This window comes from Pseudoalteromonas peptidolytica, from assembly GCF_012641745.1.
GTDB classification, from domain to species: domain Bacteria; phylum Pseudomonadota; class Gammaproteobacteria; order Enterobacterales; family Alteromonadaceae; genus Pseudoalteromonas; species Pseudoalteromonas peptidolytica.
Map to the genome: position 1 here is coordinate 33,236 of NZ_WEHZ01000027.1, position 25,112 is coordinate 58,347.

24 protein-coding genes are annotated in these 25,112 nt (G+C 42.2%); 9 read left to right on the forward strand and 15 right to left on the reverse strand.

The features are described from left to right. Positions 1 to 2: 2 nt before the first annotated feature. Entirely contained in the window at positions 3 to 881 is an 879-nt protein-coding gene (locus F9Y84_RS16255) for a TPR end-of-group domain-containing protein (protein WP_147391047.1), read from the forward strand. On the opposite strand, the gene F9Y84_RS16260 is transcribed toward F9Y84_RS16255, so the two are convergent. The 5 genes from F9Y84_RS16260 to F9Y84_RS16280 all read right to left on the reverse strand — a co-directional run bounded on the left by F9Y84_RS16260 (position 859) and on the right by F9Y84_RS16280 (position 5,902). Beyond that, positions 859 to 1,755 (reverse strand): hypothetical protein, encoded by an 897-nt coding sequence (locus F9Y84_RS16260; protein ID WP_147391046.1) that lies wholly within the window; start codon positions 1,753 to 1,755, stop codon positions 859 to 861. The genes F9Y84_RS16255 and F9Y84_RS16260 overlap by 23 nt on opposite strands. Positions 1,756 to 1,760: 5 nt before the next feature. Further along, positions 1,761 to 2,501 carry a ferredoxin--NADP reductase gene (locus F9Y84_RS16265; protein ID WP_147391045.1) on the reverse strand — a complete coding sequence of 247 codons (741 nt, stop codon included), beginning with the start codon at positions 2,499 to 2,501 and terminating at the stop codon, positions 1,761 to 1,763. A 69-nt stretch (positions 2,502 to 2,570) separates the two neighbouring features. Then, the gene (locus F9Y84_RS16270) at positions 2,571 to 3,542 is read right to left on the reverse strand and encodes a tetratricopeptide repeat protein (protein ID WP_211091668.1); all 972 of its coding nucleotides are present in this window, start codon (positions 3,540 to 3,542) and stop codon (positions 2,571 to 2,573) included. A 432-nt stretch (positions 3,543 to 3,974) separates the two neighbouring features. Continuing rightward, on the reverse strand, positions 3,975 to 4,676 hold the full coding sequence (gene deoD, locus F9Y84_RS16275; protein WP_125251827.1) for a purine-nucleoside phosphorylase: 702 nt from the start codon (positions 4,674 to 4,676) through the stop codon (positions 3,975 to 3,977). Positions 4,677 to 4,690: 14 nt separating this feature from the next. Beyond that, the gene (locus tag F9Y84_RS16280; protein ID WP_147391405.1) at positions 4,691 to 5,902 is read right to left on the reverse strand and encodes a phosphopentomutase; all 1,212 of its coding nucleotides are present in this window, start codon (positions 5,900 to 5,902) and stop codon (positions 4,691 to 4,693) included. A 307-nt stretch (positions 5,903 to 6,209) separates the two neighbouring features. Here F9Y84_RS16280 and udk point away from each other — a divergent pair, with 307 nt between their 5' ends. Further along, positions 6,210 to 6,839: a uridine kinase gene (gene udk / locus F9Y84_RS16285; protein ID WP_125251829.1), complete on the forward strand. Its 630-nt coding sequence runs from the start codon at positions 6,210 to 6,212 to the stop codon at positions 6,837 to 6,839. 12 nt (positions 6,840 to 6,851) lie between these two features. After that, positions 6,852 to 8,075 carry a NupC/NupG family nucleoside CNT transporter gene (locus F9Y84_RS16290; RefSeq protein WP_125251830.1) on the forward strand — a complete coding sequence of 408 codons (1,224 nt, stop codon included), beginning with the start codon at positions 6,852 to 6,854 and terminating at the stop codon, positions 8,073 to 8,075. 376 nt (positions 8,076 to 8,451) lie between these two features. Here the strand turns inward: F9Y84_RS16290 and F9Y84_RS16295 are convergent, their stop codons facing one another. Further along, positions 8,452 to 9,336: a DMT family transporter gene (locus tag F9Y84_RS16295; RefSeq protein ID WP_147391399.1), complete on the reverse strand. Its 885-nt coding sequence runs from the start codon at positions 9,334 to 9,336 to the stop codon at positions 8,452 to 8,454. Between the two features lie 359 nt (positions 9,337 to 9,695). On the opposite strand from F9Y84_RS16295, the gene F9Y84_RS16300 reads away from it, so the two are divergent. Then, entirely contained in the window at positions 9,696 to 10,694 is a 999-nt protein-coding gene (locus F9Y84_RS16300; RefSeq protein ID WP_147391400.1) for a WD40 repeat domain-containing protein, read from the forward strand. 41 nt (positions 10,695 to 10,735) lie between these two features. Beyond that, complete coding sequence (locus F9Y84_RS16305; protein ID WP_147391401.1) at positions 10,736 to 11,494, forward strand: DUF3667 domain-containing protein; 759 nt, start codon at positions 10,736 to 10,738, stop codon at positions 11,492 to 11,494. Positions 11,495 to 11,564: 70 nt separating this feature from the next. Here the strand turns inward: F9Y84_RS16305 and F9Y84_RS16310 are convergent, their stop codons facing one another. From F9Y84_RS16310 to F9Y84_RS16320, 3 genes are all read right to left on the reverse strand, one after another. Further along, the gene (locus F9Y84_RS16310) at positions 11,565 to 11,816 is read right to left on the reverse strand and encodes a DUF2999 family protein (RefSeq protein ID WP_099640869.1); all 252 of its coding nucleotides are present in this window, start codon (positions 11,814 to 11,816) and stop codon (positions 11,565 to 11,567) included. A gap of 8 nt (positions 11,817 to 11,824) precedes the next feature. Continuing rightward, positions 11,825 to 13,024 (reverse strand): RsmB/NOP family class I SAM-dependent RNA methyltransferase, encoded by a 1,200-nt coding sequence (locus tag F9Y84_RS16315; protein WP_147391402.1) that lies wholly within the window; start codon positions 13,022 to 13,024, stop codon positions 11,825 to 11,827. Positions 13,025 to 13,307: 283 nt separating this feature from the next. Beyond that, a complete protein-coding gene (locus F9Y84_RS16320) occupies positions 13,308 to 14,741 on the reverse strand; it encodes a chitinase (RefSeq protein ID WP_147391161.1) in 1,434 nt (477 codons plus the stop codon). A 214-nt stretch (positions 14,742 to 14,955) separates the two neighbouring features. On the opposite strand from F9Y84_RS16320, the gene F9Y84_RS16325 reads away from it, so the two are divergent. The 3 genes from F9Y84_RS16325 to F9Y84_RS16335 are packed head-to-tail and all read left to right on the forward strand — an operon-like array spanning position 14,956 to position 17,349. Continuing rightward, complete coding sequence (locus F9Y84_RS16325; RefSeq protein ID WP_147391162.1) at positions 14,956 to 15,513, forward strand: GNAT family N-acetyltransferase; 558 nt, start codon at positions 14,956 to 14,958, stop codon at positions 15,511 to 15,513. A 1-nt stretch (position 15,514) separates the two neighbouring features. Then, positions 15,515 to 16,849: an NAD(P)/FAD-dependent oxidoreductase gene (locus tag F9Y84_RS16330; protein WP_147391163.1), complete on the forward strand. Its 1,335-nt coding sequence runs from the start codon at positions 15,515 to 15,517 to the stop codon at positions 16,847 to 16,849. After that, positions 16,849 to 17,349 (forward strand): GNAT family N-acetyltransferase, encoded by a 501-nt coding sequence (locus F9Y84_RS16335; RefSeq protein WP_147391164.1) that lies wholly within the window; start codon positions 16,849 to 16,851, stop codon positions 17,347 to 17,349. Before F9Y84_RS16330 ends, F9Y84_RS16335 begins: the two co-directional genes overlap by 1 nt. A gap of 102 nt (positions 17,350 to 17,451) precedes the next feature. On the opposite strand, the gene F9Y84_RS16340 is transcribed toward F9Y84_RS16335, so the two are convergent. From F9Y84_RS16340 to F9Y84_RS16365, 6 genes are all read right to left on the reverse strand, one after another. Further along, a complete protein-coding gene (locus F9Y84_RS16340; RefSeq protein WP_128732116.1) occupies positions 17,452 to 18,138 on the reverse strand; it encodes a porin in 687 nt (228 codons plus the stop codon). A 273-nt stretch (positions 18,139 to 18,411) separates the two neighbouring features. Further along, positions 18,412 to 19,482: a lipocalin-like domain-containing protein gene (locus F9Y84_RS16345; RefSeq protein ID WP_147391165.1), complete on the reverse strand. Its 1,071-nt coding sequence runs from the start codon at positions 19,480 to 19,482 to the stop codon at positions 18,412 to 18,414. Continuing rightward, complete coding sequence (locus F9Y84_RS16350) at positions 19,472 to 21,937, reverse strand: FtsX-like permease family protein (RefSeq protein WP_225740837.1); 2,466 nt, start codon at positions 21,935 to 21,937, stop codon at positions 19,472 to 19,474. Before F9Y84_RS16350 ends, F9Y84_RS16345 begins: the two co-directional genes overlap by 11 nt. Further along, entirely contained in the window at positions 21,930 to 22,586 is a 657-nt protein-coding gene (locus F9Y84_RS16355) for an ABC transporter ATP-binding protein (RefSeq protein ID WP_147391166.1), read from the reverse strand. Before F9Y84_RS16355 ends, F9Y84_RS16350 begins: the two co-directional genes overlap by 8 nt. Positions 22,587 to 22,835: 249 nt before the next feature. Then, the gene (locus tag F9Y84_RS16360) at positions 22,836 to 23,528 is read right to left on the reverse strand and encodes an SDR family oxidoreductase (RefSeq protein ID WP_125251842.1); all 693 of its coding nucleotides are present in this window, start codon (positions 23,526 to 23,528) and stop codon (positions 22,836 to 22,838) included. 143 nt (positions 23,529 to 23,671) lie between these two features. Next, positions 23,672 to 24,058 carry a SpoIIAA family protein gene (locus F9Y84_RS16365; RefSeq protein WP_147390708.1) on the reverse strand — a complete coding sequence of 129 codons (387 nt, stop codon included), beginning with the start codon at positions 24,056 to 24,058 and terminating at the stop codon, positions 23,672 to 23,674. Between the two features lie 189 nt (positions 24,059 to 24,247). On the opposite strand from F9Y84_RS16365, the gene F9Y84_RS16370 reads away from it, so the two are divergent. After that, positions 24,248 to 25,045 carry a putative porin gene (locus F9Y84_RS16370; protein WP_128730631.1) on the forward strand — a complete coding sequence of 266 codons (798 nt, stop codon included), beginning with the start codon at positions 24,248 to 24,250 and terminating at the stop codon, positions 25,043 to 25,045. Positions 25,046 to 25,112 lie beyond the last annotated feature (67 nt).

The following is a 25,112-nucleotide window of genomic DNA, read 5'->3' on the forward strand; positions in this document are numbered from 1 at the left end:
ATATGAAAAGCATAGTACTATTTATTTTTCTTGCCGCTTTTAGTTTGACTTCTTCAGCTTCAGAGCAGTCCTCACAGAACAAGCCATCAGAAAACCAACAACAACAGGCTTTAAGCCAATTACAAGAACCCATGTACCGTCCATTAATCGAGCGTTACATTCTTGATGAGCTAAAAGCGGTAAGAGAAGATCAAATGCGTCTTAGAGCTGACATTGAAAAAAAAATCAGCCATTCACAATTAGATACCGCTGATCGTGCTATCACTTATACCACCGACACCATTAATAACGTGCTCTTTCTTATAACCGCAGCTGCTTCAATTTTAGTGGTCGTTGGATGGTCATCATTTAGAGACATAAAAAGTAAAGTTGAAGATATTGTTAGTCAGCGTGTAGGTACTATTACCGATGAATACGAAAAGCGCCTACAAGTATTAGAAGAAAAGCTACGTGAGCGCTCTGAGGAGATCCTCAATAATCAAAAGAAAATTTCAATCACCAACGAAGTACACTCACTTTGGATGCGAGCAAACCTAGAAAGTGATATGAATTCTAAGATTGAAATTTACGATGAGATCCTCAACCGTAAGCCCGAAGATGTTGAGGCTATTGCTTACAAAGCCGATGCGCTATTGGAGCTTGGGCAAACTAACACCGCTATCGACCTATGTAATCAGGCATTAGAAATCGACAGCGATTACGGCTATGCCTACTGGCAACGGGCTTGTGCATACGCCATGCTCTATCAACATGCAGATGCAATGGCTGATATTCGTATGGCGCTTGAGTATGCACCGAACTTAAAGAATGAGTTACAACATGAACCAGCTTTTGCTAGCCTTGCAGACAACCAAAGCTTTAACGAGCTGGTGAATAGTTAAGGTGTTTTAGCAGCTCGGTTTGTAATTGAGTCACTGTCTCGAGCTGCTTTTTTGACTTGATCAAAGGATTACCTATTTGATGGACCGAAGCACTTTGCAGATTAAAGTGCTTTTTTAGTTCATCCATCAAGCTACTTTCATAGAAAAGTGCAGCTAATGAGCCATCTTTAAGCGCTTGGGTTAAGCCGTATTCCAAGCGACGGTGAAGGCTGTTATCTTCCTTATTGACGTAGAAGTACACTGTAGACGGGTAGAGCAATAGATTCTTTCCATTGTAGCTAAGTCGTTGATCTCCAAAAGACCTTATTTCGGGTATTACTTCAATTATTCCCCTCGGAAAGACCCTGCCGGTACTATTTGTAAGCACTCGATAGCAGGTGAGGCCATCCATACACGTTTCGACTGTAAAACCTGACTTTTCGAAAATCTCAACATCAGGCCAGTCTTTACCTAATAAGACCTTGAACTTTTGCAACTCCGATAAGGACAAATGTGTATTTAGCTTGGCCTTATCAGCGACATTTTTGACCAATACCCTAATACCAAAACTGCCAAATGCAATTGGGATAGCTACAGGCTGTGCTTGCCCATCCCTTGCAGCTGTAGAGACAGTCCAAAATACATCAATGTTGTGCTTAATTAACTCTTTAAACTGTCGAGACTGGTTGATTGGTAAGTCGATGCGCTCCAACCAGTATTCGCCATATCTATGCTGTGATTTATCTAGGGCCAAGCGTAAAACCGACAGAAAGTATTGATTCTGGGGCGTTCCATTCTCTTTCGCTGCATCTACGACTTTGATGACTTTTGGGACGGCAATAACGCTACAAGATACCAGTGTCAGATATACCAAAAAGATAAACCTAGTCTGCATTGCTATTACCAGTATTGCTCGACAGTGATCTGACCGGGCTTTGCCCGCCTATGACGTTCAAAACCCATCTTCTGTAACTGAGCACTGAGTTGTTTTACCATATCGGGATTACCGCACAGCATAAAATGGCTTTTGTCTGGGAAGTGTAAATAACCAAAATGCGCTAATAATTGCTTGTTTTCCACAAGCTCCGTAACTCGTCCCTGATAACCCACTTCAGGTTGCTCTCGCGTTACTAAAGGGATATAAGTAAACTCACCTCTTTGCGCTTGCAGTTGCTCTAGCTTTGCTCGGTAGCACAAGTCAGCATTGAGTCTAACGCCATGAATGAGGTGCACCTGTTTTACCCGTTGCCATATTTCACCGTCATCCAACATAGACAAAAATGGTCCAATGGCTGTACCTGTGCAGATCATCCATAGTGTATCGCATGGCGGTAATTCATCTAGGGTAAAAAATCCATTGGCCTTATGAGAGACCTCAATGAAGTCCCCAGCTTTGAGCTGATGTAACGCAGGGGACAGGTTGCCTTCAGGTACACTTACAACCAGAACTTCATGAGTTGATTCTGATGGAGAGTTCACAAAAGAGTAGGCTCTGGACGTTCGAACGTCGTGTTCAACTAAACTTAGCTTAGTGTACTGACCGGCCTTAAAAGGCGCGATATCTGCTCTAAATCGAATACTAAAAAGCGTTTGTGTCCAATGAACAATGTCGATCACCTCTCCTTTTACCCACTGTGACATGATTTCTCCAAAAGTAGCTATTCACCAATAAAAAGCAATAACATAACCATGGCAAAAAACAGGCGTTTGTCAAAGGTTTAAACACCACGGCTTGCCCAGTTCAATTGGTAATGGCTCCTTAACCACAATCTGTGCATCGACTTTAGGTATTGAGAGAGAAAACTTATCAATATGGGCATTGACCATCGCTGCATAATCCTCTTTTGCAGCACCCAACGCATAAGCTTTCATAATATCTGGCGTATTCAAATTTGGTTTATTGCTACCTTGCTTTAACAGGCGCTCTAACTCAGTAAGCCAAGATAGGTAGTGCTGCTTGGCGCTCATCAACTCATCATCTAGCTCAACTTCTGCCAAAACTTTGTGATAGCTAGCAAAGTCTTCATTTAAGAGATGTATTCCGAGGCTGTTTACACTTACTTGCCTCATTGCTTTATAATTTTCATCATCTCGATATTGTTTTGCTGCTTCTTGAAAATAGCGTAGCGCCTCTTCAGACTCACCTAGTGCAAACGTAATATTCCCAAGTGCAGTTGCAAGTCCTGCCCGCATGTAATCTGGAAGGAATCTTTTTTCTATGTTTTTAAGCAAGCTATAACCAAGAGAAGGCTGATTGATTCGCGTATAGGCAATGGCAATATTCACTTTAAGTGCCGCTTTATACTGCGAGCTAGTCGCCTCATTCATTGCGCACCGATAGTGCCAAATGGCCTGTTGATTTTGTTCGCGATAGCGATAAGCGACGCCAATATTGGCGAGTAGTTTGACTTTATTTTCCTCGATGAGTGCATCAAAATCTTTATTTTTTAACGCTTCCAGTGCCGTTAACAACACTGAATTATTAAATGTAATTGCCCCCGCACGAATGGCAAGGCTATGAAGCCGATAGTAGTCACGTAGAGTGAGATCGTCTCGCGAGAGTGCAATTTGGTATGCTTGTATTGCTTCACCTGGTTTATTTTTAACTAGCGAGTTAAGGCTAACCCAATCCAGCCCAACCCCACTATTTGTCATCAAAGTAAAAAGAACTATAGCGAGCATCGTCACTACTCCTAACTCAAACCAGTTTATATCAATTATCTTTATTAAGTGGTCTATTATAAGGCGCGAAAATCTTGTCGATACCTCCGCTACCGCGTCCTACTATCGCTGAGTTACCTACATATATGTAGGCAAGGCAAAAGTTTTGCTATTTAGTTGTTCTAAATAAGAAGTTTTTAACGCTGTTAGCGTCAGGTTTACTCCTTCAAATTGAGCAAGTATTAAGTCAAATTGGTATTGATTTATATGAAACAAAGTGGCTTACTTAAAACTCTACCACCTTTATCTTGTGCGGGCTAATTTTCAATACATCAAAGAATGATGATCAAAAAAAAAGCCGCTAGGAGCGGCTTTTTTGGGTGTGATTCGCTTTGTTTTAGGCGTGTCTCCAAAACTCTGCGATTACGTTACCAAGGAACTTTTTAAATTGTATTAAATTGACTCTAGCGCAATTTTTACCATTTCATTGAACGTACTTTGACGTTCTTCAGGTGGTGTTGCTTCACCAGTAATAACATGATCACTTACAGTGAATAATGCCATTGCTTTTGCACCATACTCAGCCGCAACACCATATAGGCCCGCCGTTTCCATATCAACGGCCATTACACCTAGCTTGTCTAATTCTTTATAAAATTCGCTATCCGCTTGATAGAAAGTATCTGTCGTGAATACATTACCAATTTTTGCATCAATACCTAAACGACGCGCGGCATTTACACCATTTTCCAAAAGACCAAAATCAGAGATAGCAGCAAAATCATAGCCACGTACGCGAGCACGGTTCACGTTTGAATCTGTACTTGCGCCTTGGGCAAAAATAACATCGCGGATCTTAATGTCTTGGCTAATTCCACCACATGTACCGATACGGATAAGGTTCTTAACGCCGAAGCTAACTATAAGCTCACGTGCGTAAATTGACATCGACGGAATGCCCATGCCTGAGCCCATGATGCTGACTGGCTTACCATTATAAGTACCTGTAAAACCAAACATGTTGCGAACGTCAGTTACCTGACGAGCATCTTCCAAGAAGTTTTCTGCAATGTATTTTGCTCTTAATGGATCACCCGGCATTAATACCGTTTCTGCAAAATCACCTGGCTTTGCGCTAATGTGTGGAGTGCTCATATTGTTTCCTTTAGTTAGGCTTTTATTTCGGCCTTAAAGCCTTCACCGTACTGTGTTGCGTCTAAATCAAACCACTGGGCAAGCGTTTGACCTATGTCAGCAAAACTTTGTCTCTCTCCTAACGGAGTATTGTTCATAACCGGTGTATATGCCAATACAGGCACGTATTCACGCGTATGATCTGTGCCTTCAGCAGTTGGGTCACAACCGTGATCGGCGGTAATTAAAAGCAAATCATCTGCTTTTAATTTGGCAATAATCTCTGGTAAAAAAGCATCAAACTGAGCTAACGCTTCAGCGTAACCTACTGCATTCCTGCGATGACCAAACTTTTCGTCGAAGTCGACTAAGTTGGTGAAAATAAGGCTGTGCTCCGGTGCAGAGTCCATCACTTCGCTTGTTTTTGCTAGTAGATTCAACAAACCAGGGGCTTTATGCTTTTGCGTTATCCCTTGATGTGCGTAGATATCTGCAATTTTACCAATGCTAATTACTTCGCCGCCGTCGTTGGCTAGCTTATCCAACACTGTTGGCGAAGGTGGTAACACGGAGTAATCTCTACGGTTACCGGTACGAATAAAGTCGGCACTTGAAGTGCCTATAAATGGCCGCGCAATCACTCGTCCTATATTCATTTCATCAAGCAGTGCCCGTGCGATTTCACATACTTGATAAAGCTTGTCAAGGCCAAAAGATTGCTCATGAGCGGCTATTTGAAAGACGCTATCAACTGAGGTGTAGCAAATTGGCTTACCAGTTTGCATATGTTCTTCACCCAGCTGCTCTAAAATAGTGGTGCCCGACGCGTAGCAGTTCCCTAAAATACCTGGGATTTCCGCACGCTTGCACAACTCATCTATAAACTCTTGCGGGAAACATGGGTTAGTATTTGGAAAGTAACCCCAATCAAACAATACAGGTACCCCTGCCATTTCCCAGTGGCCAGACGGTGTGTCTTTACCACTTGATAATTCTTTTGCATATCCCCAAGCTGCACTTGGCTCGATATTTTGTGCAACGATGCAGGTTTCTTTACCCGCAGCTTCACATGCTGCGATTAGACCTAGTTTAGAAAGATTAGGTAAATCGAGTGCTTCACCTTTTTCTTCACTGTATGCCTGCAATAAATGTGCGAGAGTATTAGCACCTAGGTCACCAAACTGTTCTGCGTCTGGTGCTGCGCCAATGCCTAGGCTATCCGCCATTAATATGATTGCTCTTGCCATAGATACCTCTCTATACTGCTTAGGCTGTTATTTATTCTTAAATACATGGTTACCGTAAGCGTTGGTTACTTTATGTTTGGTTAAAAAAATCGTACAGGACATAAGTCCGCTGTCATAAAATAGTCACAAAATTCACGAAAAGTTGCGATCTTGCAAATTTCAATCAATTGCCTTCAGCGGACATAAGTCCTGTTTTGAGTCCGCCAAACCCGTTAAATTTGCTCATTAAGCGAGGCAAAAGAGATTAATCGTGTCTTTTTTGCTATTGTGATCTTCCAACATAAACAACTGCTGGGTGTGAACTTTAGTGACACGAACTATTATAGCCATAGCTGGCGCATCTGCGTCTGGTAAGTCTCTTTTTAGTCAAACGATTTACAACGAATTAGTGAATGAGCTTGCCTCAGGCGCTATCGCGGTAATCGAAGAGGACGCCTATTATAAAGATCAATCGCATTTACCTATAGAGCATCGTACTCAAACGAATTATGACCATCCTGATGCGTTTGAACACGAGCTGTTACGCGAGCATTTAACAAAGCTTCGCCAAGGTGAATCTGTAGAGGTTCCTACCTACGATTACGGACAGCATACACGTAGCGATAAAACCCGAATAGTTAATCCTGCAAAGATACTAATCGTTGAGGGTATTTTATTGTTAAGTGATCCTGCATTAAGTGAAGAGTTTGATATAAAGGTGTTCATTGATACACCTTTGGATATTTGTTTGCTGCGTCGCATGCAAAGGGATATAGAGCACAGAGGAAGAAGTTTGTCATCTGTGGTAGAACAATATCAGGCAACGGTAAGACCGATGTTTTATCAGTTTATCGAGCCATCCAAGCATAATGCCGACTTGGTTGTGACCCGTGGTGGTATGAATCGCGTTGCGATTGATATTATAAAAAGTAAAATAAAATATTTGCTACAAGAATAACGGGAAATTGGCATGACAACAATTATGAGCCTAGTGGGTATGATGATGCTCCTAGGTGTAGCATTTGCGTGTTCGACTAACCGCAGTGCTATTAATAAGCGCACCGTAGGCGTCGCATTTTTACTGCAAGTCTTAATAGGCGGCTTTGTACTCTTTATTGAAGCAGGCAAAAACGTTTTAGCTTCAATGTCTAGCGCGGTTGCAAAGGTAATCAGCTATGCTAATGATGGCATTGGCTTTTTATTTGGTCCTTTGGCTCAACAAGACTCGCTAGGATTTATTTTTGCAATTCAAGTATTGCCGGTAATCGTGTTCTTCTCAGCACTTGTGGCTGTGTTGTATCACCTTGGCATAATGAATTGGATTATTAAGATTTTAGGTGGCGGCTTACAAAAGCTGTTGCAAACGTCACGACCTGAGTCGCTTTCCGCTACAGCAAACATCTTTGTTGGTCAAACGGAAGCGCCTCTAATCGTAAAACCGTTTATCCCAAAAATGACGCAGTCAGAATTGTTTGCAGTCATGGTGGGCGGTTTAGCAACAGTCGCTGGCTCGGTAATGGCTGGTTATGTTGCGATTGGTGTTGAACTTAAATACCTAATAGCAGCAAGCTTTATGGCGGCACCGGGTGGTTTCTTAATGGCAAAAATGATTGTGCCAGAAACCGAAAAGCCACATGAAAATTTATCAGATGTTGATAGTGGCGAAGATAAACCTGTTAATGTAATAGATGCAGCAGCATCTGGTGCATCAAGTGGTATGCACTTAGCACTAAACGTAGGTGCAATGCTACTTGCATTTGTAGCGCTAATTGCCTTACTCAATGGTTTATTAGGTAGTATTGGGGGAATCTTTGATTACCCAACACTGACGCTACAAGAAATTTTAGGCTACGTCTTTGCCCCTGTCGCTTGGCTACTTGGGGTACCTTGGTCGGAAGCTGTAACGGCAGGTAGTTTTATCGGCCAAAAATTGGTAGTAAACGAGTTTGTTGCCTACCTAGATTATATGAATTATCGCGATACGTTGAGCACACACACTCAAGCGATTGTCACATTTGCTTTATGTGGATTTGCTAACTTATCGTCGATTGCCATCTTACTAGGCGGACTCGGGGGTATGGCTCCCAGTCGTAGAAAGGATATCGCTCGCCTAGGGCTCAGAGCAGTGTTAGCAGGGTCTATGGCTAACCTCATGAGTGCAGCAATTGCAGGTTTCTTCCTCTCGCTAGCTTAGAAACTTATTGAGATAAGCCGCAGTTGCAAAACAATTGGTTGGTTGCTTTAAGGGGTTAAAGTGACCATACTAACTTGAACGATACTTCACCAAAGGGCCTTTTAGGCCCTTTTATCGTTTCCAGCTATCGCTCACTCTTCCCCCTGTAAACTTTGCTCTTTAATACCACATTAAATTATACCTTTCCCTAGCCAGACAGTTTTGGGAATAACACCGCTCCCGCGTCCTGTTATCGACAAGATTTTCTCGCCTCAAAATAGACCACTTAATTAAGATAATTGGTATAAGCTAAAAAACGCTTAACGCGGCTAAAGCCTTAAATTGAATATGTATAAAAACATCGTAGTATTGCTAACATCACTGTATCTTGGAGCAACTATGATGCTTTTAACCTCTTTAACGTAAACAGCTTTTCATGCAGCCCTGTTACTAAACTCACACCAACTAGCACTAATACGCTGCCTAAAATCGTGTTTATACCTATTTTTTCATCAAGAAATAGATGTCCCCATAAAATGCCAAAAACCGGGATCAGAAAGGTCACTGATAGCGCCGAAGCCGCGCCTAACTCTTCTACAAGCTTGAAATACAAAATATACGCAATCCCTGTGCAAATAATACCAAGCCCAACGACCGCACTTATCACGGTTGAGTTGGGAGTTTCTCTTATCGGCATAAAGAATATGAAAGGTAAAACAAATATGGCAGCTCCCCACAAATTGCCATGAGCATGATTAAATGAAGTCATCTGTGGTGCACGTTTTGTGTAGTGCGATGCGCCCGCATAGCTCAGTGTCGCACACAATGCCGCTAAAATAGGCAACCATGCACCTTCTTTGATTACTGCGCTATCAAACCCCACTAACGTAACAACACCGGCAAGGCCAAACCCACACCCCATCCATACCGACTTATGCGTTGGCACTTTTAACCATAATGCTCCAATTACCACTCCCCAAAATGGCGCAGTTGAATTTAAAATAGATACCATTGACGCATCAAGCGTTTGCACAGCATATGCAAACAACATAAAAGGGATTGCTGAATTGAACATGCCTAAGATTAGAAAATGTTTTTTATAGCGCCAAAAATGCAAATTGCGCTTCAGCAGTAATGCCACCACACTCAGTGTAACCGCACCTAATATCACCCTAAATTCAATCAGTACAGCGGGTCCTAGCTCGCTCGCGGCTAGCTTCATAAATAAAAAAGAGCCCCCCCAAATTGCAGCTAATAGTACTAATCCCAATAATCCTTTCACGATAAACTCCAGAAAAATACTAATGAGCAGCTACCATAAGCCGATACGGTAATCGAGCACAAGCCATTTTTGGCACTCAAATTAGCAAGTGCGCGTTACACAACTTTTATAGCCAGCTTGCTAAGTGAAGTGGCCATTTATTTACGTAATCTGAGAGTGGGATAAAATAAGTTAACTCATTTTTTTACAATCACGTTAAATGATTGTCTTATTCTAGATAAGCGAATTTTGTAGAGCACGCTGCTCTTGCACCCAGACACCTGCACGCATTGCTAGCTAAAGAGACTTTAATTGCCTTAAGCTCAGGTTATGGTTAAGACTACCCTTGATAAAAAAGAGAAAAGCGGAAAGAGCACAGAATGAGACGTTATTTTTGTATATGTATGATTGCTTTGCTTATTCTAACTGGATGCAGCAAAAAGCAGGCTATAGAACCGATAACACAGGTACAGTTAACTCAATTACCTGTTAATCTTGCGACGCTCTCTCATGATGCAGCATTAACCTTACTACTTATTGACGATCATTTACTACAAGTGTGGGATAACCAAAGCCAACAGCTCATGAAACAGATTGAAGGCAGTAAATACCAACTTACTTTTCGTGACGCTTTGATAGCGCCGAGCAAGCGAAGTATTGTTAGTATTTCAGACACGCAACTCAACATCTGGCAATTACACACGAACGAGATAGTAAGCTATTCATTACCTGAATTTGACTCATCTATTCGTATTACGAAGGCACAGTGGTCCAGCGATGAGCAGCTTATTGCCCTTGGCTACAATGACGGCAGCGTACTGCTGTTGAGTTTAGATAAACAAACCATCACGAAAATACACCTTCATGAAAGCAGCGTCACACATTTGATTTTTAATCGGAGTTTAACCTCTCTCTACTCTGCCTCTTTAGATGGTCATGCTAAAAGGCTTGAATTACAGAGTAAAGAAATCACGATAGACTATGCGCTTCCTCATCGAATTACTAGTTTAGCTTTATCACAAAATGAAAATAGACTGTTTGTTTCAGACGCCCTCCAAGCACAGGAGCTCATTGATACTCGTTCTGGCGAGCCTGTTTTATCACTCTCCTACCCTCAACGCTTCAAGTTTTTTCGCGGTGCCCAATTTCTAGCTAGCGATGAGTTTTTGTTAACAACCTCATCCAAAGCCTATATCTCGTTATGGGAACTTGTATCTGGAACAGAAATCATAAGTTGGCCAATCGCACAACGAAGCGCTGGCAGTACCGTTTATGACTTCCACCTCTCTGATAGTAACGTGCTTACAACAATTAGTTCGGATGGTATGCTTGAAAAGTGGGCTGTGACACCCATTTTGTTTGCTCCTAAGAGACAATAAAAGGTAGCATTCGTTATAAGTAAAAAATAATAAAAAATCGTATGGATCACCTAAACTTCGAAAACCAATCGCACTGTTTAAACTGCCACACACCGTTAGCTGGCGAATACTGCTCAGGTTGTGGGCAAAAAAGAGCCTCAAGGCTCACTTTCAAACACTTAGGTGTACTACTTCAAAGTGCATTATTCGACTTAGAGTCACCATTTTTTAGATTGCTTTTTGGGCTGCTATTGCAACCCTTTAGCACCATTATTGGATACTTGAATGGACAGAGGAGTCGCTTTGGTAATCCCTTCAAGTTTAGTTTTATTCTACTCACCGTGATCGTGCTTGCCTCGCATCTACTTGAAACCAGCTTCATGCCCAGCAGTCAGCTTTTGGAATCGAAAGAGCAGCTCAAATGGCAATCTGAAATCGCACTATATGAAGCAACGCACATTTATCGCGTCTTTATTCTGGCATTCTTACTCGGATTAGCCTCTAAGCTAGTGTATCGTTCTGCGCCCTACACAATGCTGGAGTACACCATAGGACACCTACTCATTCTAACCCTAAGCGTACTGATATTCTCTATTCCACTCATGCTAGAGATCTTCAGCGAGCAGCTTTACGCTATTCTTTCGCTCTTATTTTCTGGTTTGTACAGCATAATACTTAACTATAAAATGGCGGAAAATGAGCTGGCAAAGTGGAAAAATTGGGTTCAGGCAATACTTGCCTACGCGATAGGCTCGACACTATTTTCTGCAATGCTCACATTTTTATTTGGGGTATACAGTGGTTTTACTCACAAGATTTGAGCGGCATGCGAATTAACTTAGATTAACTTAGCTAGGGCTAGACAAGGCTGAGCTTGTCTAGCCATTAACACTACTGTTTTAGCTGGGCTTTTGCAGCCTCAACCTTTTCAAAATCCAGACCTAATTCATCGACCGCTTCTTTGATCAATGCAGGATTTTGCATTACTAAACCCATTAATTGTTGAAGCTTTTCAGGTGGAATACCTAATTGCTGAATTGTTGCCATTGCCATCATTGGGTTTTCCGTCAGCTGGGTAAACACCGCTTCAATTTGCTCGTCTGAAATATTGTGCTCTTTAAGTAATGCAATAATTGGATTCATCTTGTTTCCTAACTGTTTTTTACTAATCGTGCGGCATAAAAACCATCAAATTCCGAATTTATTCCCGGAAGTAAGCAAAGTGAGTCCTCTAGTTGCCAGTTGGGGTTGTTCTCCAAAAAGCGTTCAACCTGTTGCTCATTTTCAGCAGGTAGAATAGAGCAAGTTGCATAGACTAATTTACCGCCCACTTTGCACATTTGACTGTAGCGCGCCAGAATATCTGTTTGTAAATCAATAAGTGTGTCTAAATTTTGCGAATTCAAGTGCCACTTTGCATCTGGGTTTCGCTTTAGTACACCTAAACCTGAGCAAGGTACGTCCAACAAAACACGATCAAACTTTTCTTTTTGTCGTTTGATGGTTTTGTTATTTTGAATAACGCGGGTCTCAGCAACATGAACCCCTGCGCGTTTCGCCCGTTGCTTTAGCGTTTCAAGTTTATGCTCATGAATATCCAAAGACAGTAATCGACCTTTGTTTTCCATCAATGCAGCTAAGTGCAAGCTCTTTCCACCAGCTCCAGCACATGCGTCCACCACTTTATGTCCAGGTTTCACATCTAAAAATGGTGCGATCTGCTGAGAGCCTGCATCTTGCATTTCAAACCATCCGGACTGAAATGCTTGAGAGCGAAACAAATGGCTATTTGACTCCACTTTTAAGGCAATATGCGCATCAAGTTCAACGTTTGAAACCTTGATCCCTTCTTTTGCTAAAGATGCTGTAACCGTTGCAATATCACTTTTGAGAGTATTGACTCGCAAATATTGCTGAGCACTTTGATTTAGCGCGTTGGCAATCACCTGCCATTTTTCACCGAGCTGTATATGCGCCACTTCATTGAGCCAATCCGGTAATGACAGACGGATAGCTTCGGGGGCCTGCTCTATCAAGCTTTGTAAACGCTCGACATGATAACGCTCGGTATCTACCCACTCCGGCAACGCCTGCTTGGTTACAACTTGACAAGTCAACCAATAGCCAAACCCATCTAATGGTAAATTCTCATGCTCAAGCAAGTAAGTCAGTAATCGTTTAAAGCGGAAAATATGGTAATAGTTACTCACTACATACTGCCTTTCATCAAGGCTCCACTGCGGGTTATTTTGCAGTAGTTGAGTTAATGCTTTATCGGCATGGAGGGAGGTGTCAAGTACATGTTCAATGCACTCAGATAAAGTTTGAACTAATGCGCGAGTTACAGACACAATATGGTCTCGGTTATTGCTAAAATACTATTTTAGCGTGCCTACAGAAGGGCTTCAATTGGAGTTTGTGATCTTTGCAGAGAATCTTGAAGTTGTGGAGCAAAACAATACCAATTTGACTTAATACTTGCTCAATTTGAAGGAGTAAATCTGACGCTAACAGCGTTAAAAATTTCTTATTTAGAACAACTAAATAGCAAAATTTTTGCCTTGTTATCGACAAGATTTTCTCACCTCAAAATAGACCACTTATGGTATAACGCGCTCCACAACGACTGCCGTATTATTTAACAGCTAACCAAGGGCCGTCAGCCGCTGGAATGTTCCCTTTGGTCCACCATTTAGCTTCATATATCACGCCATTGTAGCTAGCACGGTCACCTTTTAAGTAGACTTTATCAGCATCCCAAGCTGGTACACCACCCACTGGCGGTTCAACAGGGGTTGTAGGTAAGTCGTCAACCACTCGAACTTGAGGCCAACTTGCGTGGGATTGATAAAAGTTTGTCACGCATTTTTCGTAGTCTCCTGGTACAAGTGCCGAATAAGCCGTTTGATACCCAACAAGTTTACACTCGAAAGAATAGCCTCCGGGGCGGTCTGCGTAATATGTCCAGTCTCCTTCCCAGTTTGTGTATAGTACGTCAGTTGCGCCATCTAAATTTAAGCTACCATAAGGTGTTTGCTGCCAGCAGGTGTTTTCTTCATCCGCAGCAATGGCAATATTATAGTAATGTGATAGCCCTTCCCAATAACGGATGCGGTTAACAGGTTGACCTTTGTCACGGTTTTGTGCTCCGCACTCGATACCACCATTAATAATATTAATAGTGGTACCAAAACCATAACCAATCCCTGCATCTGCCTCACGCTGTGACGGCACCCAAGTTTTGTCAATCACATGCAGCATCGCCGGCTTTGGTGCTTGAGGAGTTAAGAAAAACCAAATTGCGGACGCTAAATTTAGCCAAGAATCAGCAACTAAACCTGGGTTATTAAGCAATACAGTGGCGTCGCCATTAAACATGACTTCACTGAACGCACCGTAATTAAAGTGATAAGATAGCTGCTTTGCACCACGACCAAAGTAGCCTTGCCCAGTGCCACAGGGCCAGCGACGATTCTGCCAATCATTTTGGCCACACCCTGTAGTATAACCGACCTCTCCTTCTGACCACCCCATTTCACGTACATGCACCAAGGCTTGTTGCCATTCTTCAAGACCTAATGGGTTATCAGAAATATTATCTTTGGCAATGTGGCTTCCAGTTTCTTGGGCGAAGTGCGCAAAAGCGGTGACGATTGAGCGTTTACAGATTGCATCAGCATCGCGACCATCGGTGTAGTCGCCGCAAAAAGCAGGAAACTTACCAATAGCACGTAAAAAACGGGTATATGTGTATTCAGGCGCAGCCATTTGGGTTAAAAATTGCCATTGTGCTTCACCGAAGACACGCTCAGCTCGCTTAACATTATTAGGATTACTAGCAAGGTTAGGAGCAATTCCCTCAACGATTGTGTTATCTCGAGTTTCTAGTGCCTTAGACCAGATTGCATACATTGGATTGTTTGTTTTTGCGCCCTCAGTTGCAGAAAGCTCTACTCGCGACACGATATAGCCCCCCGGGTTTTGCGGATCTGGTTGCGGACTCATAGCTATTGCTTGACTTGCAGTAATAGCCAGCGAAATTGCTGTTGCTAATTTAAGCGTTTTCATGTTTTTTCCTTTACACGTTGTTGTTAATAGTGGAACCCACTAACTTAACAATTATTAACAAAATGACATCGCTGTCAAATTTAACGATCCGAAGCTCAATAACAGAGTCTCAAAAAATGAGCACGACCAAGACTTTTTGGTACGTCAGTCAACGTGATATGCTAAGGCCAACGCTAATAAAAATTGATTATAAATAACAACAATAGAGCTTCTTATGAAAATCACTCCCTTGCAACCAGAGCATTTCTTACCCGTTATTGAGCTTGGTAACCTCGTTCATGGTGATAACTACTTAGATGAAACCGGTATCGAACAGATGTACCAAAAAGGTTGTAAAAACGGTATCAATGCTTCTTTTGTTGCGCTGGGCGAGAATGGTGAACTACTTGGTTTTAGAACCACCTACAGTGCCGGACAATGGCCAATTGACAAATGGAGCTCGCCAACACTATGGCCGGTTGATGAAAATGATATGGCTTACTTTAAGTGTATTGCTATCGCGCCCAATGCACAGGGGCAAGGTATAGGACCACAATTATTAAGCCATGCAGTAGCAGCACTAAAACAACAAGGTGCAAAAGCTGGTGTCTCTCACCTATGGAAGCAAAGCCCAGGCAATGGCGCAGTAAAATACTTCACTAAAGCAGGTGGTAAACTCATCAAAGTACACGATGACAAATGGCTAGACGATTGTATCTATCATGGTTATGTCTGCACTATTTGTGGCACACAGTGCCACTGCCAAGCGGCAGAAATGGTGCTGGAGTTTTAGTATGTCCGGATTTGATCCTCTAACCCAGCCACATTGTCAGGGGCAAGCTTTTGCCAAGAGTTACTGGGCTGCAACCTGCGACATCGGTGAGCCATCCTCAGCACTTGATAGTCCCTTACAGGTTGATGTGGCAGTCATTGGCGGCGGCTTTACTGGCTTACTGACAGCTTATCATTTAGCGACTACTTTCCAGCAAAATGTGGCATTATTTGAAGCCAACCAAATTGGCTTTGGTGCAAGCGCAAGAAACGCAGGGTTTGTTTTACCAAGTACAGGACGTTTAGGTTATTCTCAAATTGCTAAAAGATATGGTGTAGACATCAGTAAATCCATCTACCAAGAATATAATGATGCGGTAGATAGAGTGCGTGATCATATCAAAGTGAACCAGATTGAGTGTAATGTCCAAGCATCGGGTTACCTTAAAGTAGCACATAATCAGCAAGCATTTTCGCTTTTAAAGGCGCAGTCTGAGTACTTAAATTCCACAATGGACTGTAACAAACACCAACTGCTTGACCAGCAACAACTCCGTGACGCTTATATGCGTAATCAACAGGGATTTGGCGCACTGCGTTTTGATAATGCCTTTGGTGTCCATCCATTAAAATTATTAATGGGTTACAAAGCGATGGCACAGCAAGCCGGAGTAAAGATATACGAAAATAGCTTGGTCACACACCACCAAAGCCCAAATGGTAAACACCATTTAGAAGTTAATGGTCACAAGGTATCAGCAGATAAAGTGGTGATTGCAGCAAATGCCTATAGCCAACGCAACTTATCTCCTTTAACACAAGGTCGTTATTTGCCGATCTTAAGCAGTATTATTGTTACCAACCCTCTTAGTGATGACGTGTTAAATGCCCATGGTCTATTCACTGAGCAAGTCGTCATGGATACCCGGCGACTCAAGTATTATTACCGCCGACTTCCAGATAATCGCATTTTATTTGGTGGGCGTGGTGCTGTATTTGGGCACAGTCAAGATAACTTAAAGTATCAACACAACTTACAGACGGCCCTCAAAGATTGCTTTGCAAAACTGCCATTTACAGTAGATTATTTCTGGAGTGGTTATATTGCGGCAGCGCTTGATGATATTCCACATATTTATACTGAAAATAACACCGGTTACATACTCGGCTACTGTGGCTCAGGAGTGGCATTTAGTGCGCAGGCCAGTAAACGCCTTGCTGAAAAGTTAATGGGACAACCTGTACCTAATTTACCTATTTATACTAAACCGCTACCCACATTTCCGCTGCCACAATTACGTCGATTTGGCCAGCTCGCTTATTACCAATACGCACAAATAATGGATAAACTAGGATAATGTACCACTTCCAAATTCGTCCAGCCCGACCATGCGACGCCTCCTCGCTCGCAGCCTTATCTATTCAGGTGTGGCTCGACACGTATGCGTTAGAGGGAGTAAAACAAGAATATGCCGACTATGCACTTACCACCTTTACACAAGCATATTTTTTAGCTTTGTTACAACGTGATGAAATCAGCATTTATGTTGCTGAACATGATGGTGCAATACAGGGATACATTCAAGCTAACAGGTCTTCACAATACGGCGACCAAGATCTTGGATTCGAGATTGAAAAGCTTTATGTATTAAGAAGATGGCATGGTAAGGGAGCCGGCTCGCAACTCATCACGGCCGCATGTGCCGATCTAGGTGAAAAATATTGGCTGTACACATGGGTAGAGAATGAATCAAATCAATTTTATCAAAAGCTTGGGTTAGCTCACTGTGGTCAGTTTGATTTTTCATTTAATGGCAAAGTGATTGCAAATCATGTTTATACCAGTCAGATTGACTAAGCACGCCATTTTTTAAGCTTAGAAGTTGCTTTGCTTATACAGGGGATCAGAGATACAGCCTCGTTTTACAACGACCTGTATCTCATCATTACATAAACTTGATTAGAAGCTATAACGCAAGTTCAAACCGAAGTTATCGTATTCATCTGCATTTCTGTAGCTGATATTAGCTGAAATGCGGTCTGTAAACTGGTAACCAAGCTTAGCTAGGTATACAAAGTTGGTTTCACTTTCGTCGTTTTGAATACGCTCAACACCAAGACCAATGCGCGCAGATAATGCGCCAAAAGCATGCTCATACGCAGCTTCTAAGTGATAGTGGTCACTATTATCACTGTCTTTATCTGAAAGTTGCTGCTGATAAGCTTGACCATTGTTATGCACTATTGTTGTAATACCTGAATACTCAACGTCTACCTCATACCTTGAGTAGCCACCGTAAATATCCATAAAACCTGCATCACTAACATCAAATTGGTGCCCCACCAACAAGGTCAAGTAGTCTAAATCTGTATCCACCTCTAGGGCTGTATTTATACGTATATCGTGATGAACCTCTAGCTGAGAGCGACTAATATCATCGCTAAGTACCGCATAACTTCCTTGAAGATAAAAACCATCGAAAGCCTTATTTGCAGTAACCACAACACCCGCTGGTTTTACCTCATCTAAGTTATCAATCGTTATTTTACCATAGCCAAGCTCAACAAAATCTGTTGAGTTTGCAGCGCTGGCGGTTGATACTAGTAAGGCTGAAACTGCTACTACTTGCTTTAATACTGAATTCACGATTTACTCCATATTGCTCGTATGTAATACCAATTTGCGGCACCGAATAGTCACGCATATTGGTACAATTCGCGGCGCATATTACTGTATTTTCGTGCAAAAACAACAAGGTTTTTGAATAAATACGGCTTCACTTTGTAACAAGCTTTGTCTAATTAACCAGTCAGCAACATAGGTAATAGCGCTTAGTCCACAGTTAAAATATCAGACATTATTACTAGATAAGGTGGCCGAGGTCATCCTGTTTCTTAGATTCAATATAATTTTTAGCGCTTATTGGTAGCCCACCAGCTCAGCGAAACCTTCTCCATCAAATCCTCCAGAGGTTCTGACTCGCCCCTCCCAATAGGGAATAGAGAGCTGATTCCTAGAGTCTCGATTAATGGCTTCAATGGTAATTGGTGACTTACCATCAAGCTCTAGCAGCCATTTAGAAGGATAATGAACACCATCAAGCGGTATTGACTTTAGCACCGTCAGTTTAATTTCATTATGTTCTATCTGCTGTGGCGATTTTCCATCGCTTGCAATCTTGGTACCTCGACAATCAGTGTAGCTTTGCTCACTATCACGAATGCAAAACACCATCAGAGCCCCCTGTTTTCTGTCTTTTGCGCGGATACTAAACCAATCCCATCCACGCTGTGTTTTACTTATAAAAGCTGATGACCACTCTCTATCAAGCCAAGCTTTACCTGATACTTGATGGCTTTCACCGTTAAAGTAAAGCGTGCCAGAGGCATTTAAAAATGGGTAGCTATAATACATGGATGCATGACCATCTGCGGTCTTTTCGCTATAGCCATTTTCCCCATGTAATACCAAGGGACTATCATTAAGCTTAAGATTAATACTGTTGCCGCTTTCGCTTGCATGCAGAGACAGAGGCAAAAAAGCGCTTGAGTCACTTTTTAAATACCAGTCGTCAAGGCGGGCAATAAAAGGAGTAGTCGCGATTTCTATTTGACCTGCGCGACCATAACGCTCATAAGCTTGATGAGACTCATCATTTTGAATCGCAAAATGCGCAAAGTAGAGCTGATCATCCCACCAATGACTCGCGTAATGTGTGTTTGGGGCGGATACTCTAAATAACGTCCATTGCACCCCAAACGCTTTGCCTAAATCGCTGTGAAGATTTGCCGTGATATACCACCATTCAATACCTTGATCTGGATGACTGCCATGATCATGAGGAAAGCGTAGTTGATAATCCGGTGATACAGCAGTGCCTCGCACTTGGCTAAAAAAGCGCGTTTGAGCCTCGGTGTCGCTGGCAGGCTCTGGCGTACAAGCCACACATAGTGCCAATATAAATAACAATAAACACAATCTAGTCTTCATGTAATAAGTCCGCAACTGCATATCGACTGAGCTTAATGAGCGGGGCAATACTTACCAACAAGGCTAAACTGTAAATACCCATGATAAACACCATAATACTTTGATACGGAATCAAAAAAGGAATGCTCCAGCCAAACCCAACAGGCATTACAAACTTCAGCAATACCCAGCCCAATAACCCACCTAATACCATTGCTAATACCAAGCTTACCAATAAGATAATCGAGCTTTGCGAAAGCTTAATCTGAAATGCTTGTAGTGTAGTGATCCCCAAGGTTTTAAGCACAGCCAAAGGCTGCACCTGCTTGACTCCCAAAGTGAGTAATGACACCCAAAGACCAAATAAGGCAATCACCACTATCATCAGGTTCAGAGCATTGGTCGCGTAAAATGTATGTTCAAATAATTGTGTCGCATATTTTTTAAACACATGATTTTCAACAACTTGTGATTCGGTAAGCTCAAATTGTTGTAAAAGTTGCTGTTTTAAGCCGAGCTCATCAGCTCCTTCTTTTAAACGCAATGAGAAGCCAAAAGCCTCGTAATTAAACTTGGCTTGTAAAATGGCTGTAGTAATCACCACAAAAACACTGCGCTGCTCACCATAATCATAGTAAAACCCTGTTATTTCGCAGTTAATCTGACGCTCACCCTGTTTGATGGTGACGTATTGACCCAATCTTATGCCATGTAATAGTTTACTTGGTTCATTAGCAAGGCACCCACTGCGCGGTATGCTGGCTTCGTGGTACAGCGTTTTTGAAGTTGGTGGAACTCCAGAAAGCAATGTAAGATTTTGATGTAAATCAGCATGAGAGCCAAAGCTGATTAATCTCACTGATTGTGTATTAGGGTCACTATCATTGCGCTGATAACTGCCTTCTGCTTGCCAAAAAACACCCACAGTATCAACTTCCTGCCTTGCTGATAACCATTGATACTGCCAGCTTTCTATATGATTTGGCCGAATATAGAGCTCGGCACTTAAACGACTATCTAAATGAATTTGCAACGCGGTGCTAAAGCTGGCAACCATAATTTGCAACCCCACCGACGTACCCACAGCCAGCAAAACTGCATAGACGCTTGTGGTTAATACTCTGATCTGCTCATGACTATCAGCTTTCATCCACTTGAGTAATGGCCGGGTTGTGGGTATACACGCAAACGATATTCGCAGTACCACAGGCGTAATAATAAAGAACACCAGCAATAAACACACACAAAGGCCAAGCGCGAAAAAAGGATTATCGCTACCAATATAGAAGTACCCTGCTATCAGTCCAGTTCCTATGACACAAAGTACTCGAAACCTTTTCTTACGATAGAAAGTCAACACATTGGTTTGTGCATAAGCAATGCTCGCCAATACCAACATATTTAGCATAAAGGCTTGTAAAACAACTACCCAACTGAAATGAACCGGTAAATGCCTGTCCAGTTCGAAGAGACCTTTCAGTGCGAGTGTGATTTCTGCCACCAAAGCATTCGAACCGACAAAAGCGATACCGGCACCGAGCAATGCTGCCAAAAAGCTAAGTAGTATTATTTCTATACTTACGGCGACAACAAGCGTGCGCTGAAGACAACCCAGCAATATAAGTTGCTGATGTAATTTTTGTCGGCTATGCAGACACAATTTAATGGCATTGAAACTTAAAAAAGCGCCAACAACATAACCCAATAACGCAAGCGCTTTGAGATTGAAAAAGAAGGCTTGTGACAGGGAGTCGAATGATTGCGCCTCGGCACTTTGCAGTCGCGCTTTGTTGGCAATAATGGCGTTTACCTGCGCACTATTCAAATGAAAGTCTGAAATTTCTATGTAACTGATTTTTCCTTCCAAATGTAACAGGCGGTCAACCAAGGCTATGTCTGCCAACGCGGTATTCCCGCTAAGCCCTGGTAATACGACAAACACACAATCAACACCGGCAATTTGCATACTCTGATGCTGCTTCAAGGAGAAGCGCTCCGCCAATGCATTGGAGATATAAATAGTGTTAAAACCAAACTGCATACTGGGATTTTGATTTTGTTGACGGCCTGAATGACTCCCTTTGCCAAGCCACTGAAGAGTATTTACACCTTTTATACGTACTTTTTGACCTTCGACTATTGTGACCACTCCTTCAGCCACCGGCTCAGCAGAACGTACACCTGCTTTTCGTAGCGCCCGCCAAATAGTCGATTCAAGTGTTTTACTACCGTGAATTGGCCTCACAAAGTGACTGATTGGATTATTTATCAACGCACTGGTTTGGTGGTAGCGGTTACTCGCTTCTTGATTCAGCCCTTGGATTGCACCTAATAACGCACTCCCCAGCGACAAACCAAGAACAAACAGGAAAAAGAGCCAAAGGTGTCGGCGATAAAACTGGAAAAAAACCCCCAGTATTAATCTAATTTCAAGCGCTGTAGGTAAGGCCATGTTTAACTGAGAGTGCTTAACCATAAGCGCGCTTATTCTCAATGGTCACTTTTCTATCTAGGCTATTGGCAAGGTGTTGGCTGTGAGTAACCATAATCAGGTTCACCGACTGCTCTTGGCATAGCTGACGTAAAAGTGACACAACTTCTTCGCTTTTGGCTGCATCTAAATTGCCTGTAGGCTCATCTGCTAATAGCAACAGAGGTTTATTCAACATAGCCCGTGCAATACCTACTCGCTGTTGCTCCCCACCAGATAATTGATGTGGTAAGGCATTGAGTTTATCTGCAATCCCCAAGCGTGAAGCAAGTGTTTTGACTGTCTGTGGTGCTAGTTTTATATTGTTGAGCTGTGCTTGGAAAGTAATATTGTCGTATACGTTGAGTACTGATAGTAGTTGATAATGCTGGAATATCATGCCCAGGCTTCTGCGATATCTGGCCTGCGCTGTGTCGTTAAATTTGGTAATATCTTGGCCGTCGATAATGATGCTGCCACTGTCAGGCCTGAGTAGCCCACCTATTAAATGGATCAATGTGGTCTTGCCTGAGCCGCTATCTCCTACCACTGCCACTTGCTCATTTTTACCGATGCTAAGATTAAGATCACTTAATATTTCTCTGCGAGACTCTCCGTCACGACGAGAGAAGACAACATTTTGTACTTCTACCACAGACACATATTCCTTTCTTATACTAATTATTTTAATTAAGTGGTCTACTATTTTGAAGCGAGAAAATCTTGTCGATAACACCGCTCCACGCCCTGCTCACGCCGAGGTATTTATGTTCTGTAAGCAATGCAAGGATTTTTATTTAGTTGTTCTAAATAGAAATTTTTAACGCAATTAGGCGTCAGATTTACTCCTTCAAATTGAGCACGTATTAAGGCTAGTTGTTATTAAACATAACTTATGCGGCGATCACCAAGGAATTGCATCTCCTTTGTAGTCATAAAAGCCGCCACTTTGTGCATCAACAAAATGTGATAACACGCTATAAAGCCCAGCAGCCGACTCCTCTGGTGTAACTGGTGCCTCAGCTCCCCCCATGTCTGTTTGAACCCAACCAGGGTGCAATGCAACGGTACGGATCCCATCAACTAGTAAATCATTTGATAAGCTTTTAATCACTGAGTTCACTGCAGCTTTGGAGCTGCGATAAATATATCCACCACCTTTGGTATTCATTGTGTGGCTACCAACTTTGGATGACACCGCGGCAAATATTTTTTCTGTTGAGTTACTTAAGTGGGTATAAAAAAGCTCAGCAAGTCGCATGGTAGCAAAGACATTGACCTCCATCACCTCACGCCACGCTTCAATATCTGTTTCTCCAAAGGCGTAACCCTTTGGTCCATATATGCCAGCATTATTAACGACAATATCAATGGCAACTGGCGCAAGCTTTTCGCTCAACTCCGTCATTTGATCAAAATTAGTGACATCTAGGGCGAACACCTGAAGTTCAGGAAACGTCGCAGATAACGCATTTAAGTCAGTTGCAGCTAGCGGATCTCTACATGTTGCCAGCACATGCCACCCCGATTGCAGGTAGACCTTAGTTAACGCAAGTCCAATCCCACGATTAGCACCTGTTATCAGTATTGTTTTCACAGAGTCAACTCCCAAGCCATTCAGATAAAAGCCGCTGGTGTTTATTCACTATACATGATGAGCAACTGGATAATCCACTTTTTAGACAAATGGGATTTCTGTATTCATCATTGCTCATCAATGTATTACCGTTTTGTGTATGGCTATGATTTGTTTTCAATCCAAAGTATTGCCTGATTTTTATCTCGAAAATATTTTACCTCCCCAGTTATAATCCAATTACCAATCAATGCAGCAAGACGATGCCACTTTTTGCCACCATAAATGGCCACTCTTTTAAACTCGTGGCTGTGAGATAATACTATCTGAAAATCGTCCCACATTGCTCTGAGCTCCCAGCCTTTAAAGTCAATTGCATCAATTAGTGCATACACCTGTGGCGACTTTACCGTTTTTATAACCTCTTCAATAATAGGCATAATAGTAACGTAATCTTCATGGGTAAGTTTACCGCTGAGTGTTAAGGTTAAGTAGATATCGTTTTGACGCCTCTCAGTGCCTATAGAAATACCATGAAACGAGTCTGACATTACGCTTCCTATTAACATGTAAACCAGCTAAAACCGAAGTTGCAAATCCAACTAAAGCATATGTAAAGCTGAGCATTTACGCCAATTCATAAATTTTTGACTTCTGTCAGTTCCTGTTCAGATTTCTAGTACTACTATGCGCGCCGTTGAGTTGATGTAGCTCAATATATGGAAATTAAAGGGATGAACATGAAAAAACTACTATCTATCGCAGCTGTTTCACTACTTGTTTCAGCGACCGCTCAAGCTAACGCAGGAAACGTTCAAAAAGAGTGGTTCAACGCTGCTAGTTACACAGACTACGATAGCTCCGATAACAGCCTACTGATGCTTTCTTCTGATTACTTTTTCGCACCTCAAGAATCAGTTGGCGTATGGGATGACTTTGGTTACCTAGATACAGACAGTAATGTTGGCCTAAGCTATGCCAACGATGATTTCTCAAATGCCTTTTCTGCTCACGGTGAAGGGTTTATCACTAAAGAGTGGTTTGTTACTGGTAGCATTTCAGATCTTGGTGAAGCTGACGATCATTACTCTTTTGGCTTTGGTTACTTATATAACGAGAACCTAAAGCTAAGTATTCGTCAGGAAGAGTTCGAACATGGTGATACAACTTGGTTCAAAGCAGAATATAACCATGAGCTCAACTCTACAGATTATATTGGTTTTACCATTGAAACCGAAGATGAGTTTGATTACCTAAACCTAAGTGCTCGTTATTTGATGCACGTGGGTGGCGAAAGCTACTTCACAATCGACGTGGAACATAACCGCATTGACATCGAAGGCTTTGATGACAATGTGACGAATGTACTAGCAAACTACTACTTCACTCGTAACTTTGCACTTGGCCTTGGTTCATATGACTCAGACTTAGCGGTGGAAGCGAAGTACTTCTTCAATGACACTTACTACCTTACAGGTAGTGTTGTTGACACAGATGGCGGCGAAACAAGCAACCTAACTTTTGTTGCACAGTTCTAAGTTGACACAATATTGAGGTACACCAGTACCTCATTGATACTCCCCCAACAACTCAACATCCCTTCGC

Bases quoted from the DNA above. Each gene is read 5' to 3' on its own strand.
- F9Y84_RS16335 (WP_147391164.1), top strand. From the start codon at position 16,849: ATGTACCACTTCCAAATTCGTCCAGCCCGACCATGCGACGCCTCCTCG.
- F9Y84_RS16365 (WP_147390708.1), bottom strand. From the start codon at position 24,058: ATGTCAGACTCGTTTCATGGTATTTCTATAGGCACTGAGAGGCGTCAA.
- F9Y84_RS16300 (WP_147391400.1), top strand. From the start codon at position 9,696: ATGAGACGTTATTTTTGTATATGTATGATTGCTTTGCTTATTCTAACT.
- F9Y84_RS16330 (WP_147391163.1), top strand. From the start codon at position 15,515: ATGTCCGGATTTGATCCTCTAACCCAGCCACATTGTCAGGGGCAAGCT.
- F9Y84_RS16265 (WP_147391045.1), bottom strand. From the start codon at position 2,501: ATGTCACAGTGGGTAAAAGGAGAGGTGATCGACATTGTTCATTGGACA.
- F9Y84_RS16310 (WP_099640869.1), bottom strand. From the start codon at position 11,816: ATGAATCCAATTATTGCATTACTTAAAGAGCACAATATTTCAGACGAG.
- deoD (WP_125251827.1), bottom strand. From the start codon at position 4,676: ATGAGCACTCCACACATTAGCGCAAAGCCAGGTGATTTTGCAGAAACG.
- F9Y84_RS16260 (WP_147391046.1), bottom strand. From the start codon at position 1,755: ATGCAGACTAGGTTTATCTTTTTGGTATATCTGACACTGGTATCTTGT.
- F9Y84_RS16325 (WP_147391162.1), top strand. From the start codon at position 14,956: ATGAAAATCACTCCCTTGCAACCAGAGCATTTCTTACCCGTTATTGAG.
- F9Y84_RS16270 (WP_211091668.1), bottom strand. From the start codon at position 3,542: ATGCTCGCTATAGTTCTTTTTACTTTGATGACAAATAGTGGGGTTGGG.
- F9Y84_RS16345 (WP_147391165.1), bottom strand. From the start codon at position 19,482: ATGAAGACTAGATTGTGTTTATTGTTATTTATATTGGCACTATGTGTG.
- F9Y84_RS16370 (WP_128730631.1), top strand. From the start codon at position 24,248: ATGAAAAAACTACTATCTATCGCAGCTGTTTCACTACTTGTTTCAGCG.
- F9Y84_RS16305 (WP_147391401.1), top strand. From the start codon at position 10,736: ATGGATCACCTAAACTTCGAAAACCAATCGCACTGTTTAAACTGCCAC.
- F9Y84_RS16320 (WP_147391161.1), bottom strand. From the start codon at position 14,741: ATGAAAACGCTTAAATTAGCAACAGCAATTTCGCTGGCTATTACTGCA.
- F9Y84_RS16350 (WP_225740837.1), bottom strand. From the start codon at position 21,937: ATGGTTAAGCACTCTCAGTTAAACATGGCCTTACCTACAGCGCTTGAA.
- F9Y84_RS16290 (WP_125251830.1), top strand. From the start codon at position 6,852: ATGACAACAATTATGAGCCTAGTGGGTATGATGATGCTCCTAGGTGTA.
- F9Y84_RS16255 (WP_147391047.1), top strand. From the start codon at position 3: ATGAAAAGCATAGTACTATTTATTTTTCTTGCCGCTTTTAGTTTGACT.
- F9Y84_RS16280 (WP_147391405.1), bottom strand. From the start codon at position 5,902: ATGGCAAGAGCAATCATATTAATGGCGGATAGCCTAGGCATTGGCGCA.